The sequence below is a fragment of the Microbulbifer maximicatervae (SeqCode) genome (assembly GCF_052468295.1).
Genome location: NZ_CP174340.1, coordinates 3428591 through 3447351 on the forward strand (window position 1 = coordinate 3428591; position 18761 = coordinate 3447351).

The window sequence follows — 18761 nt, forward strand, 5'->3', positions numbered from 1 at the left end:
CAAGCCTTAATTTTATTATTTATTTACACTCCCATAAGAGCCCGCCAACTTTCCACGTTCCCATAAACTTTTGTCAATAGCACCAATTCTTAAATTGATGATAATGACATCAAACTCTTTAATAAGGCGTAACATTCAACAAGAAAAATGTAAATCCAAAAAAATATAAACTCAAAAAAATAAAATGCAGATACATTTCTCTCTAAAATTGGTTACATATGAAATTTTTTTCACGGAAAACACAAGGTGCAACTCACTTAAAAATGCGAACAAAAAGTTGAGGAACCTGAAATTACTGACAGGTAAAATTCCAATAAAAAATACCGAATTTTATTTCAACAAAGCGGACAGTTATATTTTTTATGATACATCATCGCAAAAACAGCTCGCACCAACTGGGGCCAACAATAAAAAGATATTCCAACCACTAGAGCACCTAATTCAAAAGTCCAATCACAAATAACAAAGGCCACTTACCTTCTGTGGCCATGAAGGTAAGTGGCCTTTATAAATTCTACAGTTTTTAAACTAGAGTGAACACTCTACTCTAAATTAACCCCACTGTTTTTGAGAGCTAAGATCATTTCCGCTGCTCGGCGAGCGGCAGGCGGTAAAGTGAAGCTTGTTATAACCTAGCTTATTTTCAGTAATGACTTTTAGAACATCATCTAAATGAATATGGGCCCCCTCTTCAACCAAAATCAAATCATGATCATGAAGACCACTCTGCCAAGCCTTCTTAATATTATCCACATGACCAGGGCTTTTTTCATTATATGAGAGATTATAATTATAAATACTCGCACCACCACCAGCTATCGAGTGAACTTTTCCTGACCCCATATTTAGGAACTCTAAAGTTCCAAATTTTTCTTTACTATTTTCCTCATTGGCAGGCTTACCTGTTTTTGTCAAACTCCTGACTGCATGATCAGAAGACGCCGAACCATGAAATGAGTAGAAGTATAGAGCCAAATTCTCTGGCAATTCAGCCTTACCAAAAGAGCCGTTATCAAATGAACCATGTGCGTAAAGGATCGCCTCATTACCACTGGCTTGTTCTTTTTTATGAATTATTACTTTTCCAAACTGAACAGTTTTCATCACATTCCTTATCGATCAAAGGTTGGAGAATTTATTTTTTTGACCACACCATCAAAATGCGGTCACAAATTCAAGATTATTCTTTTCAAATAAAACCCACCTGCTTTTAATGGTTACAGATAAATAAAATTAGATCAACGAAAATAAAATCTATGTAAGCGACTGAAATCCAATCTTCATTACCACCCTCTCATTCGAGCAAAACCGTAATCAAGACAAGTAAAAAAACTATGGACTGCGAAACAAGCATCACACAAAACCCCAAAAAAAACCACAAAATCTCAATTGAGGAATTTTTCATCCACATTTCAAACCAGGAGTAAATGGGCTTAAAACCTGATGAACAATCTCACAAAAAATGGTTATGTAACCTTAGAGAAACCGAGACTCAATTTCGCGCGAAAAAAAGTTCTATTACAGATAAAAGACAACATTATTGACTATTGCAACCATCATACAGTCAAGCACACCTAGCAAGCTTTTATTTAAATTTTTTTGGTTAAAATTTGAGATGAAAGGTATACCATCTCTCATCATTGCTCTAGAAAGAGAGACCAATAAGCTACAAAAGCCTAGACTGCTAACATAAGTAACACCATATGAAATACAGAGTTATTTTTTTACAAATATACTAGAGAGAAATCTCTCACAGACGACTAAGACTTGAACAGCTTAACAACCCACCCTCTCAGTTGGATTACTATTTTAAGCTGAAAAGAATGAGTTGATGAGCTGTGGACGAATGTCTACTCTGAAAAGAGTGGCATATGGCATGGGTAAAAATTCCTCACCAAATTAACCTCCAAAATGAAAGATATAAATCGTATGCAGGTAGAAACTGGAGGCTTTCTAGGGCGAAGAAGCGGTGGTGAGCCTGGCATCAAAACTGTTTGGCAGGGACTCACTAAGCTGCTTTATTACTTGGGGGCAGCGGAGACTTTAAATCGACTTAAAGGGTCTGTATAAAATGTAGTAGTTCAGACTTGTTATGACAGTTATCAGCTTTTAAAAAGGTGCCTCATCAGGTCAAATTCAGGTTACAAGTTTTTCCTTCCTTATACTTTTCTATCTTTAAGTGTTGCCATCTGTGTGCTGCGTGCATTTCTTTGTGTCAGAGATGCTGAATCCGGAAAAGATTACGAGCATCGGCACGAATAGATTGAAAGCCATATGCATAAGTTGGTCGAGGCGTTTGCGCTAGATATTGCTGCCTATGCGGTAATGAGTAATCACTACCATATAGTGCTCTACATCGACGCAGAATCTGCTGATAAGTGGTCGCAGGGTACTTACTCGCTAGTAAAAGCTCTTCAAAGCCTCTAGCTTGGTCCAGCGCTATCTTCGAGGCGATACCCTCGATCACGCTGAAGTAAACAGACTAAAAGAATTCTTCTCCCAATAGCGGGAACGCTTCACGGATATCAGCTGGTTTATGCGCTGTTTAAACAAATCTATCGCCTGTCAGGCCAACGCTGAAGATAATTGTACAGGCGACTTTTGGTAGTAAGTCTCAGGCATTGCTGGATGAAAGAGCCCTCACCGCCTGTATGGCCTATGTAGACCTCAATCCGGTCCGTGCCAACATCGCCAAGACACCTGAAGAATCTAATTACACTTCGATTCAACAGCGTATTCGTGTCGCAGTCTTAGGCAAGCAGCCCAAAAAGCTACCTCCATTTATCGGCGATGAGCGTTTGAATACACCAAAAGGACTACCGTTTCACCTGGACCACTATTTGGAGCTAGTAGACCCGAGTGGCCGAGATTTAGACACCAGAAAACGAGGTTATATTGCTGAAAAAACGCCTCCCGTCCTGGAGCGGCTTGACATTTCACCCAAGCACTGGCTCTATCTCAACCGGAATTTTGAAAGTTACTTTAAAGGATTGGTAGGGTTTGTAGAGGCGGTACAACAAACTTGTGCGCAATTCAGTAAACGCTGGGTACACGGCTCCTCTCAGCTACGCCCTGCTAACCTGCTCCTGCCTCAAGTACTCGATAGCGCGATTATCGCCCTTGTACCCAAAAGCAGCGCCCCCCAAAATCTAACTAGCCATTCCCAGCATTTAATCTCCTTTACCTGTAAACCATTGAGAAAGTGCCGCCAGAAAGGAGGTTAGCTCTATTGCTGGCGCCTCCCTCTAGTCTTTGGCTGTCCTAGATCTTGGCACACGGTAGTGTCCAGAATAATTCATTCCTGCCATTCATCTTTTTCGCCCAGGCACGACTGACGGGATAATCCTTCTGCCTTTATACAACTCTTTATTTTGCTGAAATTCCTGCGCTAATTTAGCAGTTTCTTCCTGGCTAACTGAGACTCTAGTAATTTCTCCTTCCGTTAGTTTCACACAAATATCAACTTCAAATGGCCCTCCAGAAAAAAAAGTTAGGTACCAATCAGCGTCATCCTGAACCAATAAGTATGAATAAGGCTCTTTAAAAACTATTTTCATCTTTTTTCTTCGCGCTATCAGTTGCATCAGAGATACTCATTTCTTTATAAGATCCTATTGGTATCGCATCTGTTACGGCCTCATCATGCCCAGTCGGCAATTTTCCTCCTGGCAACCAAAGTTCATTGGCTCCACCCTCTCGACCTGTAGGTATTCTAAGATTATGGTTTGCAGGATTACTTATCTCAATAACTACCATTTCTTGACCTTGCCAAGCACCTGCAGGAATCCCCAACTCTTTTTCTACTAACGCCATATCTCCATTAGTTCTAATTAATAGATCATCTACTTGCGCTTTGGTCATAACAAACTGGCCATCTGCACGCCCAACTGGATCTCTCCCAAATTCATCTAACGCCCACTTAGGCGCAAAGTAAGCTGCACCGCCTGCAAACTTGCCTTCATGGGCATCAATATAGGACTGCGGCAAGTAAGTTGATGGATCTGGTCGTACGCCATTATCCATTGCTTGAACAGCTTTCATCTTTTGGTAAGAAGCAGCCGCTTCCGAGCTATTCGCAAAATGCCCTTTGGTATTTTTCTGAAATTCATTCCAAGAATTTACAGGCGGACAATCTTTACTCGTTAATCCATAAGGATCAACCCAAGTTACAGGGTTGGGTACATATTGGTAATTATTAACCCCACCCAACAACCCAATCGGGTCCTGCTGAGTAAACTCCCCTACTTGCGGATCATAGTACCTAAACCGGTTGTAATGCAGCCCAGTCTCTTCATCAAAATACTGTCCCTGAAAACGAATCGACTGCTCTATCTGATTCTCATGAGCTAACGCAATACTGCCATAACTCTTATAGGCAACACTCCATACGACTTCACCTTCCTGATTGGTAAGGGCATCTGGGGTTCCCAGATGATCCAGATGGTAGTGGTATACCTGCTCATCTTCTTTCAGTGCAACCGGTTTGAAAGTCCCCGGTTCAAAATAGTAAATCCGAGTATTCAGATCTTGTTGGGTGTGGATATCAGCTTTGTTTTCGCGAAGCAGAACATCCCCATCCCAGAGGAAGCTGGTTTGTTCACTGTTAGTTCCCTTACCAATACGACGGCCCAGCGGGTCGTACTGGTAGTGAATCTCTTGTTGAAGCTGTTCGCTCCCCTCTTCCACCTTGAGCTTTTCAACCCGCACCAACTGCTGGCGACTGTTGTACTGATAGCGGGTTTGAAGCTTCTGCCCTTTACCGCGCAGCTCGGCGATACGGTTGCCGTGGATATCGTAGCGATAGTGAGTATCGCCACGGAAGGCTAAACGGTTACCTTTGACCTGGGTGGCGCTGGCCTGTTGCTTAGCTTCATCCTTTGAATTAGCGGCGGCCAGAATATTGTGTGCGGGATCGTGCACAAAATGCTCTGGGTTAGGGCCATCAACCTGGGTGAGGCGATCCAGGGCGTCGTAGTGGTAGCTGCGGGTACCACGTAGACTGTCCTCGATTTTGGCAATCTGGCCAGCTTTATTGTACTGGTAGCTTCGCTCCAGGATTGAGTGAGAGTTTTGAGTTGGGTCGGAGACTGGGCCACTAGCTTTGTTTAGACATAGCCTTTGCAGCCGCCCTTGAGGGTCATAATCTCGCTGGCTCTCCAGCCCATTGCCGTGCTGGCGCTGACTCTCCCTGCCCTGCTCATCGTGATTAATGCAAGTAATCAGCTGATCGGTGTTACTGCCTACCGGGCGACGGTGCAGGCTCTGGAATTGGCCGGCGGGGTTAAAGGCGAAGTTGAGCACTTCACCATCAGGCAAGGTGGTGGCAATGCGGTTGCCTGCGGCATCGTAGTTATGGGTGAGTTTATCTTTGCCCTGCCAATCCGCAGTCACGCGGCCGTTGGCATCATATTCCCAGCGCAGTTTACGATGGGTATTTTCCGCTTCGATTAACTGACCGCTGCGGTTATAGCGGAAGTTGGTTGCACCATCCGGGGTGACTTCTTCCAATAGGCGGCCAAAGGGGTCGCGCTCAAAGATGGTATCCACACCTTTGCCGGTATCAGCATCAGTGACTGCCCTGGAACTAATCAGGTGCCCGGCGCGGTTATAGGCGTAGCGAGTCACGCGTCCATCGAAACCCACTTCTTCAATCAGGCGTTCGTTCAGGTCGTATTTGAGTTGGTATCGCTCACCATTTTCGTTGGTGAGGCCCACAAGGTTGCGCTCGCCGTCGTAGTGGTACTCCAGGCGGCTGCCGTCCGGGTTAGTGCGCATCTTAACCTGGCTGAGGCCGTCGTAGGCGTAGCAGGTACTGCGGCCTTCGGAGTCCATAACTTCCGCAAGCAGCCCCTGGGGGTTGTAACTGTACTGAGTCCTGGCTCCATCCGGGGTAATAACTGCATGGATTCGATCCTGGGCGTCGTATTCATAGCGGGTTATCTGGCCGGGGGCATGCTGAACTTCTTCCAGGCGGCGGGCACCGTCATAACGATAGTGCTGGGTGCGCCCCATGGGGTCTTTGACCGCTGCCAGCTTACCTTCCGGGTTCCATAGATAGCGAGTGGCGTTGCCCAAGGGATCGGTAACACTGCCGATCAATCCGACCGGGTTATAGCTATATCGGGTGCTATTGCCAAGAGGGTCTTTGGTCGTGACGATCTGGCCTTTCTTGTTGTATTCACGTTGCCAGGTGTTACCACTGGGGTCAGTAACTTTGGCTGGCAGGCCTTCACTATTGTATTCGATGCGGTGGCTATTGCCGGCGACATCGGTCTTTTGTATCAGGCGACCCTGGTCATCATATTTATAGAACTCCTCACGCCGACTGCCATCATCGCTGGGCGATTGTACTTTGGTAACTTGGCCCAGCTCGTTGTAGCTGTAGAGGGTCTCTCCGCCTTCAGGGGCGCGCTGATAAATCGGTAGGGCTCGATCGTTAAAGCGGTAACGTTCCTGTCCGCCACGGGTATCCGTAACGGTAACCCCGTGACCATCCTCATCCCAGTCAAACTCGTAGTTGTAGGTGACCTGCCCATCAATAGAATCGCCCCATTGGCGTACACAGCGGGCAGAAGGGCCCTCTTTATCCCATTCAAAGTAGAAGCGGTAACCGGTTTTTAAAGTACGCTTCGAAATAATATGCTGATGATATTCATATTGCTCACTGTAGCCATCCGCATCGGTGGCTTTTATCAGATCACCTTCATCACTGTATTCGTACTGAGCCAGTATTTTAATGCGACCATCGCGAGTTTCTTTCTTTAACTCGCCAATACGCAGGCTATTGGGCTGCCCTTCGGGCGGGCTGATATGCAGAGCTTCACCGAGGCTGCTCTCGATACAAATCAGGCGCTCATCAATATAGTGGAAGAGGTAATAGTTACCGTAGCCGTCGCGGATTTCAGAGAGTTTTAGAGCCCCTTTAGTACCTGTCGCCTTGAAGTGTTTTTGCACACCATTTTGGGCTCCATAGGGAGTTACAACCCAGTGCTCATCGTTAACGCGAGTTAACGATAAATTTTCCACCACATTGTGGCTGCGGCCGCTATTACCCGGTGCAGGTAAGCTGATTACCCGGCCCTCGGCATCATGAAACTGTACCGCTTTGCCTGGACGCCATACCAGGCGCTCATTCAACGTGTGGGTCCAGCCGTGGCCCAAACCGAAATCCCTGGCGTTACTGCTGCGGTAAGTTCGCGCAAGAGTTAGTGGCAGCGGGCCATCCAGCACCGTATCCACCAAAGTCAGACGCTCTTCACCTGTTTTTAAGTTGATCGGTTCACCACCTTCACAGGCATTGGCATTGCACTGGGAGGTGTCACCGTTCTGGTTTTCCCCGGTGTCGCTATTGGTATTGTCCGGCTCGTTGCTATTATTCGCTTGGCTACCTTGCGACTCACTTGAATTATTATTGGAACCACTATTGCTTTGATTGGAATTTGAGGCAGTGCTGCTGGCCCCTGAGCCACCAGAACTGCCAGAGCTGGCTGGCGGAGCCGCCGCTTCAGAGGAACTCAAATCGGAGAAGTTAGCGCCTTCCCCTCCCTTAGCGTTGCCGCTCTTTTTCTTGGAAACTAGCTGTTGCTGCTTCTTCAGTTTGGCCAAGTCCAACATCAGCTCGCCGACATTTTTAAAGGACTTTAGCAAGCGTGCATTTTTAGCCATAGCTACAACGGCGCCAACGCCCCCCGTAATCGCCGCTAGGACGATAGTGAGGATAATTTCAAAGGCACCACCGCCGGCTATTTCGGTGATTTCCAGACTGTGCTGTGCTTTTACATAATCCTGGGCAAAGCGGAAAATAATCTCGCGCAGGGCCGGATCATCATAAATAATTTGAGCAACGTCAAATGCCAAATCCAGTTGCTGTTTTGTAATCTTTGAAGGGTCAAAACCGAGTACATCCACCACTTCTTTTTGTAAGTCTGTGACATATTCCTGGCCAGATTCTGTAAAGCTTTTGTCATTCCAGAAGTAATTTGCTGTGGCAACACCCAGCCTTTGAGACTGGCGCATGGGATTCAGCATTTGTGCCACTTCAAGCACATCTTTTGTCCATACCGCCAAGCCCCAGGCGGCATTGCCAAAACCGGTCGCGCCACTTTCAATATAGGCACCCACTTTTTCCAGCGTTGAGCGCTTCTCATGCTGCTGCTGGATTTGGGCCGCCTCTGCCCTCTCCTGGGCAATAATTTGCTGTAGGCCGATACGAATCTTGGCAATCAACTCAGCCTGTTTGTCAGCAATTACGGTAGCTGCTGTTGGCGCTTCTTCAATAATCAGTCGATTCTGGATTAAAGCGCGATAAATCTCTCGTTCAGAAGAGGACAAGTGGCCGGGCGGCTCAGATAGGGGCCCCAGGAAGATTGTGCCCGAGGTACCCGCTTGAATACTGGTACTGAGCAAATTGCAGGAGCTACCTCCCAGGCTGAAAAAGTGCTGGTAAATTTTCTCAATAACCGCATCGTCGAACATCGAGAGCAAGTGGCCGGCATCGACCTGCATCGGAATCCCCAGCGGGTACGTCCACCCTACTCTCACTTCGTACTGGATGCCTTGCTTATTTTCAACACGTAGCTGCATGATAATCCTTTAAACACTTACGCCTATCTGGACCTAGTGGGGACCTAATTCAGTTATTTCTCACCCGCGAACATTAGGGAACCCCCAAAGAACTCCGGTAAGCTTTCGATTCCGTCTATTTTTCGAACAAAATACCCTCAAGCTGAAACCAGCGTGGCTTCAACTGATAATTCCTCTGGGCTTTGCCGGCGTCGATTAAAATCGAAATCGCAAGATCAGCCAATACCACGCCATTACACAACGAAGCCACTGAGAAGAACATTCTCTATCCAAAAAAGGGAGCTTAAGGGCTACCGTGCTAGAAGAATACTAACGATTAGATTCTTATCTTCCTTTTCACTCTTAAGAAATTAAGAATCTAGGTGGCGCCAAATAAAACATAGGACTGAGATCTACTTCGCGAGGTTACCGCAAATTAGGTAAATACGGTAGATAGCAAGTGTTAAGCTGAGTAGCGAAGCTTTCGGGAGCAGAAATTAAAACTTCGATAACACAAAACCGAGCCAAAGTTATCGTCGATTAATTTTTAATAAACCAATAAAAATAGTACCCGTGTATTAAAAAAATATCCTGTAATACAAACCCTATGAACAATTATTATTCATTTGTTTACCGTGATTGGATAATTTCTCTACAGCGAGTATCAATATTCCGTTATTGATAAAAGCATCTAATTAGATAGCGTTTGGCAGACCGTGAAATTGAATTTTTAAATTTGTGATGTTTATCACAAAACAATTCAGTTACAGGCTGAGGGAAAGGGGAAAATCAGCAAACATGAATAGCTGGAAAATAGCGTTAACTGCAAATAAAGCGCGTATGGGTTGAAGTAGGCCCAGTAACCTCATGATCAGGTGCCTGAGCCTTTTTTCAGAAAGCCTATTCGATCTCTTTGATCCGCATGGAATTGGTATGCCCACCCATATTGAGGCGCTCCCCCTGGGTAATTAGTACCCGCTGCCCTTTCTGCAAATCGATTCTAGAGCTTAATACCTCGATAACCGCTTCGGTTAAATGTCCCAGGGGAACTGAAGCCGGATCAAAGCTCACTGTCTCTACTCCCCGTAACAGCATCAGCTGGCGAGCGATCTTAGGATGCCGGGTTAGTGCATAGATCGGCAAGCGAGTATTTGCACGGGACATCATTCTCGGTGTGCGGCCAGACTCGGTCAGTGCGGCTACAGCACAGAGGTTCTCCACTCGCGTTGCAACATCAATCGCCGCCTGGGCAATCACAGTATCGATTAAAGCTGAAGAACCGTGATCCTCTGCAGTATAGGGAACACTGCCCAAATACTGTTCAGCGCCGATAATCACTTCACTCATAGATTCCACGGCGGCAACCGGGTAATCACCCGCTGCTGTTTCCGCCGACAGCATAACTGCATCAGTACCGTCCAGCACCGCATTGGCAACATCCATCACCTCGGCACGGGTGGGAGTCGGGCTGGTAATCATCGACTCCATCATTTGTGTTGCAGTGATTACGGCGCGATTGAGAGCATTTGCGCGGTTGATCAGTTTTTTCTGCACCCCGACCAGAGCGGGATCACCGATCTCTACCCCTAGGTCACCTCGAGCTACCATAATCGCATCGGAAGCCAGGATTAGGCTGTCCATTTGCTCATCATCGGCAACAGCTTCGGCCCTTTCAACTTTGGCGACGATCGCTGCTTGGCTACCAGCCTCTGCCATGGCTTTGCGAGCCGTATCCAGGTCTTCCGCACAACGCGGGAAACTGACTGCGAGGAAATCCACTTCGAGATCTGCTGCCAGCTTAATATCCCGGTAGTCTTTTTCTGTCAGAGCCGGTGCAGACAGGCCGCCGCCCAACAAGTTGATGCCCTTGTTATTCGACAGCTTACCGCCTTGTAAAACTCGGCAATAGAGCTTGCTTGGCGTAGTGCCGGTTACTTCAAGGCGAATCTTGCCATCATCCAACAGCAGGATATTGCCGGACTGGCAGTCGCTGATCAGGCTTGGATAATCCACTCCAACACGGTGCTCATCCCCCCCTTCAACCGGGCAATCCAGGTCGAGGGTAAATTCGTCATTGTTTTCCAGTTGTACACTGCCCTTAGCAAAACGGGCAATACGAATTTTGGGACCCTGCAAGTCCCCCAAAACCGCAACAATTTTTCCCTGCGCTTCGGCGGCGTTGCGCACTTCTGTAACGCGGCGTCGGTGATCCTCCGCCGATCCGTGAGAAAAGTTCAGACGTACAACGTTCACCCCAGCGCGAATCATTTCATCGATTACGCGAGGCTTGTCCGTACCCGGGCCTAAGGTTGCTACGATTTTTGTATGGCGAATCATAAGATCCCGTCATCTAATAATTTGAGAAGGAGGTTCAGAGGGCTATCAAACAGGAATTCTATGTCCATTTAATGGCCCTCAGTAATTGAATTACCAAAATATGGTAAATGAGGGGGATCAGGCGGATTCAGCAACAGGCTGCTTCAACTGAAGCGTTTCAGCCATCGCCAGACTGGTATCCAGCATGCGGTGGGAGAAGCCCCACTCGTTATCGTACCAGGCCATGACCTTCACCAAGTTACCATTCACACGAGTGTGGTTGGCATCAAAGTGACTGGAGGCACTGGTGTGATTGAAGTCCACAGATACCAAGGGCTGATCGCAGTAAGTCAGTACACCGCCACTGGCCTGAGCAGCTTCCTGCATAATGCGGTTAACTTCTTCGGCGGTGGTGTCACGGCCGGCAATAAACTGGCAGTCCACTAGAGACACATTGCTTACCGGTACACGGACGGCCATACCATCGAGGCGACCTTTTAACTCAGGCAATACCAAACCTACCGCTGCAGCCGCACCTGTTTTGGTAGGGATCATATTATCCGCCGCCGCACGGGCACGATAAATATCTGCGTGCACCGCATCTTGGGTATTCTGGTCGTTGGTATAGGCATGCACGGTGGTCATAAAGCCGCGCTCAATACCCAATTCACGATGCAGTGCTTGAGCTACAGGTGCCAGACAGTTGGTGGTGCAGGATGCATTGGATACCACACGGTGATCCGCAGTGAGATTGCTGTCGTTTACACCGTAAACAACTGTGAGATCCGCATCTTTTGAGGGTGCAGAAATCAGCACTGCAGCGGCACCGGCTTCAATATGGGCAGAAGCGGAAGCGCGATCGGTAAAGCGGCCTGTACACTCCAGGACTAAATCCACACCCAATTGCTTCCAAGGCAATTTGGAAGGGTCGCGCTCCTGGCAAACCTGAACTCGATCACCACCAATAACCAGAGCATCACCATCGACTTTGACGTCTGTACCAAAGCGACCGTGAATAGTATCGAAGCGAGTCAGGTGAGCATTAGAAGCTACCGGAGCGAGATCATTAATCGCGACCAATTGAACACGATCGCTGTAGCCTGATTCATAGATAGCTCGGGTGACATTTCTACCGATACGACCGTAACCATTAATGGCAATTTTAATTTTCATCTCGCTTTACCCTCTTTATATGCTTCTGGTTTTTCAAGTGGCACCCGCTTGCGAGTGCACCATACCGAGTGTGTGTTATTTCAATTCCGCAGCTTGTTTTGCCAGACGAGTAATCTCTGCCCAGTTCTTTTCACGAACCAGAGTACTACTCGCCATCCAGGAACCACCGACACAGACCACATTGTTCAGAGCCAGGAAGTCCGGGGCATTTTGAGGCCCTATACCACCGGTGGGACAAAAGCGAACGTCCTGTAGCGGACCGCCAATGGATTTCAGCATTGGCACTCCCCCTGCCGCCTGGGCTGGGAAAAATTTCTGGTAGCGATAACCACGCTCGTAGAGGCGCATCACTTCTGAAACACTGGCAGCACCGGGCAGCAACGGTGCTTCACTGCCTTCAGCAGCATCCAGTAAGCGGTCGGTTGCACCGGGGCTCACCATAAAGCTGGCGCCGGCTTCGATAGAGCGACGCAGATCATCACCATTGAGCACCGTGCCAGTTCCCACATGGGCTTCCGGCAGGTGTTTTGCAATTTGTTCAACAACTTCCAGGGCTGCCTCAGTGCGCAGGGTTACCTCAAGTACTTTCAGGCCACCTTCAATCAAAGCGCCGGCAAGAGGGAGGGCATCTTCAACTTTATCTACAACCAGTACTGGGACAACGCCAGCTACCTGCAAAATCTCGGCGATATTTTTCTGCATCAGATAATTCCAAATCTTTCGTTAAGGCGCCCAGTAAACAGTGACTGGTTTCAGCCCCTGCTTAAGAATACTGCGCACCGGCATTTCTAACTCATCACTGCCGAGCAACGCCTCGCGATAAACTTTTAGCTTCTCTTCGCCAGTGATCAATAACTTGATATTGCGCGCTTGCAAAATTGCACTCAGGGTCAAAGTCATACGCTCGGTATTGGAGCCGGTAACTTCACTTTGATTAGCAGTAATTGCCTTGCACAACTTTTGTGATTCAGGATTTAGTGCATCCTGTAAGCCCTGTGCATGGGGGAATAGTGATGCGGTGTGGCCGTCACTGCCCATACCCAGCAGACAAACATCAAACGGTTTCTGCAACTCGCTATATGCGCGCTCACAGGCTTCTTCACCTTCAGCAGCTGTTGCATGTGAGTTTTTCATACCCAGGAAATTGGCTTCGGCGCCAAAATTCTGTAAAAGCGACTTTTCAATAAAAGCTGCGTTACTACCGCTTTCGGTTTTTTCTACCCAGCGCTCATCAACGAGAGCTGCTGTAATTTGCGACCACGGAAGCGGGCGTTTGGATAGCTCGCGATATACTGGTTCCGGCGTACTGCCGCCAGACACCAGGAAACTTGCGTGATTATTTTCTTTAATACCTTTTTGCAGTTCGCAAGCACAATCGTGGGCTAGAGCCTGCACCAGGCGCTCGCGATCTTGGAAAAATTTTTCTTCAGCCATGGATTATTCCATTTCTCTTAGTGGAAACCGGCGCGGTAAAATCAATAGCTGCGCCGGCTTTCCAGATTATTACTGCGCGTTAAACCAATGACGGTCACTGCGTGACAGCAGTTTTTCTGCCTCTTCTGGCCCCCAGCTACCTGCAGGATAGGGCTGCGGCTGATTAGCCGTTTCGCGCCAATGCTCAATAATTGGATCCACCCACGCCCAGGCAGCGGCAACTTCGTCGCGATGAATAAAGAGCGCGGGATTATTTGCAGCAGCATCCAACATCAGGCGCTTATAAGCGTCGCTGCGGAAGCTGTCGTAAGTATCAGAAAGGGTTAAATTCAATTCGGCCGGTTGCAACTCAGTGGTGAGACTGTCCATTTTTTTCGCCATCAAAACCAGCTTGATACTTTCTTCCGGCTGTAAGCGAATAACCAAGCGATTGGGAACAATCTTTCCGGCTGACTCATCGTATACATGATGAGAAACATTTTTGTACTGCACTACAATTTCGGCACAACGCTTTTCCATGCGTTTGCCGGTACGCAAGTAAAACGGCACCCCTGCCCAACGCCAACTATCGATATGCGCTCGAATGGCAACGAAGGTTTCGGTTGAACTGGTTCCACCGTCGAGCTCATCGAGATAACCAGGAACATCATTGCCATTGATTTGCCCAGCTATATACTGGCCACGCACAACGTTTTTATCGACCAAGTTTCCGGTAAGCGGGCGCAAAGCCTCAAGCACCTTAATTTTTTCTGCACGGATATTCTTCGCCGACATACTGTTGGGAGATTCCATGGCGATAAGGCACAGCAGTTGCAGCAGATGGTTTTGCACCATATCCCGCATAGCACCAGTTTCATCATAAAAACCCGCACGCCCTTCCAGGCCTACGGTTTCTGAAATACTGATCTGGATATGATCAATGGTTTTTGCATCCCAAAGATGCTCAAACAACACATTGCTAAAACGCAGTGCAAGAAGGTTTTGGACAGTTTCTTTACCTAGATAGTGATCGATACGGAAGATACTATCTTCCGGGAAGTAACTGGCAATTTTACTGTTAATTTCATCAGAGGTTTGGGCGTTATAGCCCAGTGGCTTTTCCACTACGACTCTGGAATTTCCAGTAATAAGGCCTTTTACTGAGAGGTTTTCACAACAGGGGCCAAATACCGCGGGCGGTATTGCCAAATAGAAAATACGAACCCGCTCTGAGTCGGAACCGAGAATTTCTGCCAAGTGATCCCACTGGCTATCCGGTACGGCAATATCCAGTGCGATCGGACAAAGTAATTGGCTAAATTGGTCCCAGCTCGAAGCACTGTACTCACCCTCACGGAGATATTTTTGCAGTGCCTGGTGGGCTGTTTCGATATATTGATCAACATCTGACTGGCGGCGGCACACCGGAAGGATGCGACAGCCCTCAACCAAGCTGCCCTCTCTAAATGCTCGGTAAAGTGCCGGTAGTAACTTGCGCAGTGCAAGGTCTCCGCCTCCACCAAATAACACCATATCAAAAGGGTTAATCATAAATTTTGCTCTGAGATCGTTCTTTTCTCGGAGCCTACTTGGCTCCGTAATAATCAATAAAGAATACTTGCACCGGTCTCTGCACCACTGGCAAGCCCGCGCATATTAGCGAATAGTTCACGGCCGGTACCACGGGCACTTGCCGAAAGATCACACTGGGCCGGTTGGCGGGCATTAAATTCAGCTTCATCTACTAGTACACGTAAAACACCAGCCTCTGAATCCAGCTCAATCATGTCACCCTCTTGCACCTTGGCAATCGCACCGCCCTCTACGGCTTCCGGTGACATATGAATGGCAGCCGGGACTTTCCCGGAAGCGCCGGACATACGCCCATCGGTGACTAATGCCACTTTAAAGCCACGATCCTGTAGCACCCCCAACGTCGGTGTTAGCTTGTGCAGTTCCGGCATACCGTTGGCTCGAGGTCCCTGGAATCTCACTACAGCGACAAAGTCACGCTCTAGCTCACCGGCTTTGAATCGTTTGAGCAGATCGTCCTGGTTATCCAGAACAATGGCCGGCGCCTTCACTTTGAGATGCTCAGATTTAACCGCAGAGACTTTGATTACACTGCGCCCAAGGTTTCCTTCGAGCAACTGCAAACCACCATGCTGGGAGAAAGGGTCAGTGGCTGGACGAATGACCGTCGTATCACCGCTCTCTTCTGGAGTGGGTTTCCAAACCACTCCACCTGCATCACTGTTGAGGAAGGGGTCTTCACAGTAGGGTTCGAGACCGGAATTACCGAGTACCGTGTGCACATCATCGTGTAAAAGGCCAGCGGAGCGGAGTTCGCGAATCAGGAACTGCATACCGCCGGCTGCGGCAAAGTGGTTGATATCCGCAGTGCCGTTCGGGTACACATGACAAAGCAGCGGCACCACTTCAGAGAGGTCGGCCATATCCTGCCAAGTCAACTGAATACCTGCTGCACGCGCCATCGCAATAAGGTGCAATGTGTGGTTTGTGGATCCGCCGGTAGCGAGCAGCCCCACCACCCCGTTGACGAATGCTTTTTCGGTGAGAATTTTAGCTACCGAAGTATGCTGGCTCGGTTCAGTAATTTTTACCAATTGCGCTACCGCAGCTTCATTTAATGCCGAGCGCAAATCAGTACCGGGGTTTACGAAGGAACTGCCAGGCAGTTGCAGTCCCATAATTTCTACCAACATCTGGTTACTGTTGGCAGTGCCGTAAAAGGTGCAGGTGCCGGCACTGTGGTAGGAAGCACTCTCGGCTTCCAATAGTTCAGAGCGCCCTACTTTACCTTCAGCATAGAGCTGGCGAACCCGAACTTTTTCCGCATTGGACAGGCCTGTGGGCATTGGACCCGCAGGTACAAAAATTGAAGGCAAGTGGCCAAAAGAGAGAGCACCAATAACCAGGCCGGGGACAATTTTGTCGCAGATACCCAGGAATATGGCTCCTTCGAAAACATCATGCGAAAGCGCGATTGCTGTGGACATGGCAATCACATCTCGCGAAAACAGGCTGAGTTCCATCCCTGCACGCCCTTGAGTCACCCCATCGCACATTGCCGGTACGCCACCGGCAACCTGGGCCGTTGCGCCATTGCGCGCAGCTGCCTCTTTCAATTGAGCAGGGTAGACACCATAAGGCTGATGAGCGGACAACATATCGTTGTATGCGTTGACGATACCCAGGTTCGGCCCCCGCCCAGAGGCGATCAACTGCTTATCACCTTCCGGAGATGCAGCTATTGCGTGGGCCAAGTTTCCGCAAGACACATGTGCCGCTGCCCGCCCTTCAATATGCGCTTTCTCAACCTGCGCAAGATACTCTGCACGAGTTTCTTCGCTGCGCTTAATGATGCGTTCGGTAACGGTCTGAAGCTTGCTGTGAACCATGACTATTCCGTAATAACTCTGTTGAGGTGGTCTCTAGTTACAAAAACCACCAGGGTCACATTTCAGTGGCATCAGCCACCTGTGATTATCTTTCCGTGGAGCGCCTTTCGGCGGATTGGCTCCCACTGCAACCCTTTGGTTGTAGTGCCATCAATGTCCTATTGCCCAATCGTAAATCTGAAGCAGGAGGAACAAAGTTGCTTTTATCAGATCGCTGGAAACCCAATCATTCCAGCGGACAACCTTTCAGCCCACGGCAAGACTGCTTATGGAGACTCATGGGAAATTCTGTTATCGGGTAGAAATCTCACTTCCGAACCTCTTCCCGCTCTTAGAGCTGAATGTTAGTGATCCAACAATGCCGGAACCTCCTCCCCGCTGAGGTGGTAGAGACTTTGGACGCCCGGCTTGAGTAATTCACCCAATCTGTAGCCACTCAATCTTATTGATGCGCATTATGTAGTAAAACTACAAAAATTTTCAAGAGGCTTCAAATAGTGATTGAAGATGTTGACCAGAGGAGACAGGCATATAGGAAGTATTTGGCGCAAAAGCCATCATTTTCTTTAATACTGGGAAACTTAATGCCTTCATTCAGTCACAAAGAGAAAGATTGGCCTTACTTAGGTGTAGGATTTTTACAGACAAATGATAAGGTCTGGGAATCTCAAAGAATTGGGATAAAAAACTACAAATTACCCACAAATTAAGAAAGGAGGCGCACTTCGTAAACTAATTGCAGACTCATAACTGTTAAAATCCCACCTTCCAGCAATACTTACTTGTCGATGCCAGCAAGGCCAAGGCTCAGATAGAACTAGTTGATGCATGAAAGTCACAATTAACGATGTTGCCGAGCGCGCCGGCGTATCTATCAAAACAGTGTCCAGGGTGATCAATAATGAGCCCTCTGTACGCGCAGCCACTCGGCAAAAAGTACTCGACGCAGTCAAAAGCCTGAACTACACACCCAGTCTGGCAGCGCGGAATCTGGCGGGGACACACTCCTATTCCATCGCATTTATTTATGACAACCCTAATGCCCACTACGTTATCGATATGCAAAACGGCATATTGGAAGCCTGCAGAGCAAAAGGGTATGAGCTACTTATCCATCCTTGTAATTCAAAATCTCCAGTTATCCACAGCGACCTAAATAAACTTGTCGAGCACGGCAAAGTAGCCGGATTGGTCCTGACCCCCCCTTTTTCAGAGTCACCTTCTTTTATCGATACGCTCCAATCCATGAATGTGGAATTTGTGCGAATTATTTCCTCCACCAATACAGAGAAAGCAAAGGGAAAGTCTATACAGATTGACGACCGCCAGGCCGCCTACAATATTACCCAGCACCTACTTTCACTCGGGCACAAGCGTATCGCTTATTTAAGCGGAGGCGAGGAGCACCTTTCCACATTGGGGCGCCAAAATGGATACAGCCAGGCACTCGAAGATGCAGGAATAGCAGTAGACCGACATTTGATTGTTGAAGGGAAATATTCATTTGAATCGGGCGAGATCAATGCGAGAAAGATCCTCGACAGCGACAAACCTCCCTCGGCAATATTTGCCGCTAATGACGAAATCGCAGCGGGCGCTCTATTTGCCGCCCGTATGTTAAAGATTGATGTTCCCGGGCAAGTCTCTATCGCAGGATTTGAAGACAGCCCATTTTCTCGACAAACCTGGCCCAAACTTACAACCGCACACCAACCCAACCAGGAAATCGCCCGCTCGGCAGCAGAATTACTGCTTGAGAAAATTCAGTGTAAAAGTTCAAAAGAACTCAATGGTTCTGGGCAAGAGAGTGAAACATACCGTAGCTTCACCCCCGAGTTAATTATTCGACAATCCACAGGCCCCGCGCCCACATAA

At 48.1% G+C, this 18761-nt stretch carries 14 protein-coding genes; 5 read left to right on the top strand and 9 right to left on the bottom strand.

The features are described 5' to 3' along the window. Nucleotides 1-552: 552 nt before the first annotated feature. A complete protein-coding gene (locus ACJJIQ_RS15325; protein WP_444958494.1) occupies nt 553-1104 on the bottom strand; it encodes a putative adhesin in 552 nt (183 codons plus the stop codon). An 825-nt stretch (nt 1105-1929) separates the two neighbouring features. Between ACJJIQ_RS15325 and ACJJIQ_RS15330 the strand changes: the two genes are divergently transcribed. The 3 genes from ACJJIQ_RS15330 to ACJJIQ_RS15340 all read left to right on the top strand — a co-directional run bounded on the left by ACJJIQ_RS15330 (nt 1930) and on the right by ACJJIQ_RS15340 (nt 3224). Continuing rightward, a complete protein-coding gene (locus ACJJIQ_RS15330) occupies nt 1930-2070 on the top strand; it encodes an IS4 family transposase (RefSeq protein WP_445364821.1) in 141 nt (46 codons plus the stop codon). 204 nt (nt 2071-2274) lie between these two features. Then, the gene (locus tag ACJJIQ_RS15335; protein WP_445362353.1) at nt 2275-2427 is read left to right on the top strand and encodes a hypothetical protein; all 153 of its coding nucleotides are present in this window, start codon (nt 2275-2277) and stop codon (nt 2425-2427) included. Between the two features lie 194 nt (nt 2428-2621). Continuing rightward, on the top strand, nt 2622-3224 hold the full coding sequence (locus ACJJIQ_RS15340) for a hypothetical protein (RefSeq protein ID WP_445362354.1): 603 nt from the start codon (nt 2622-2624) through the stop codon (nt 3222-3224). An 84-nt stretch (nt 3225-3308) separates the two neighbouring features. Here ACJJIQ_RS15340 and ACJJIQ_RS15345 read toward each other — a convergent pair whose 3' ends face one another. From ACJJIQ_RS15345 to edd, 8 genes are all read right to left on the bottom strand, one after another. Next, entirely contained in the window at nt 3309-3557 is a 249-nt protein-coding gene (locus ACJJIQ_RS15345) for a hypothetical protein (protein WP_445362355.1), read from the bottom strand. After that, entirely contained in the window at nt 3541-8583 is a 5043-nt protein-coding gene (locus ACJJIQ_RS15350; RefSeq protein WP_445362356.1) for an RHS repeat-associated core domain-containing protein, read from the bottom strand. Before ACJJIQ_RS15350 ends, ACJJIQ_RS15345 begins: the two co-directional genes overlap by 17 nt. A gap of 879 nt (nt 8584-9462) precedes the next feature. Next, complete coding sequence (gene pyk / locus ACJJIQ_RS15355; protein ID WP_444907446.1) at nt 9463-10899, bottom strand: pyruvate kinase; 1437 nt, start codon at nt 10897-10899, stop codon at nt 9463-9465. Nucleotides 10900-11016: 117 nt separating this feature from the next. After that, nucleotides 11017-12051 (bottom strand): type I glyceraldehyde-3-phosphate dehydrogenase, encoded by a 1035-nt coding sequence (gap, locus tag ACJJIQ_RS15360; protein WP_445362357.1) that lies wholly within the window; start codon nt 12049-12051, stop codon nt 11017-11019. Nucleotides 12052-12126: 75 nt separating this feature from the next. Then, nucleotides 12127-12753, bottom strand: coding sequence for a bifunctional 4-hydroxy-2-oxoglutarate aldolase/2-dehydro-3-deoxy-phosphogluconate aldolase (gene eda, locus ACJJIQ_RS15365; protein WP_445362358.1), 627 nt, complete (start codon nt 12751-12753; stop codon nt 12127-12129). Nucleotides 12754-12774: 21 nt separating this feature from the next. Beyond that, a complete protein-coding gene (gene pgl, locus ACJJIQ_RS15370; protein ID WP_445362359.1) occupies nt 12775-13485 on the bottom strand; it encodes a 6-phosphogluconolactonase in 711 nt (236 codons plus the stop codon). Nucleotides 13486-13554: 69 nt separating this feature from the next. Then, nucleotides 13555-15015, bottom strand: coding sequence for a glucose-6-phosphate dehydrogenase (gene zwf, locus ACJJIQ_RS15375; RefSeq protein ID WP_444934012.1), 1461 nt, complete (start codon nt 15013-15015; stop codon nt 13555-13557). Between the two features lie 53 nt (nt 15016-15068). After that, on the bottom strand, nt 15069-16886 hold the full coding sequence (gene edd, locus ACJJIQ_RS15380; protein WP_445362360.1) for a phosphogluconate dehydratase: 1818 nt from the start codon (nt 16884-16886) through the stop codon (nt 15069-15071). Between the two features lie 497 nt (nt 16887-17383). On the opposite strand from edd, the gene ACJJIQ_RS15385 reads away from it, so the two are divergent. Together ACJJIQ_RS15385 and ACJJIQ_RS15390 are read left to right on the top strand one after the other, a co-directional pair. Beyond that, on the top strand, nt 17384-17596 hold the full coding sequence (locus tag ACJJIQ_RS15385) for a hypothetical protein (protein ID WP_445362361.1): 213 nt from the start codon (nt 17384-17386) through the stop codon (nt 17594-17596). A gap of 118 nt (nt 17597-17714) precedes the next feature. After that, nucleotides 17715-18761 carry a LacI family DNA-binding transcriptional regulator gene (locus ACJJIQ_RS15390; protein ID WP_445362362.1) on the top strand — a complete coding sequence of 349 codons (1047 nt, stop codon included), beginning with the start codon at nt 17715-17717 and terminating at the stop codon, nt 18759-18761.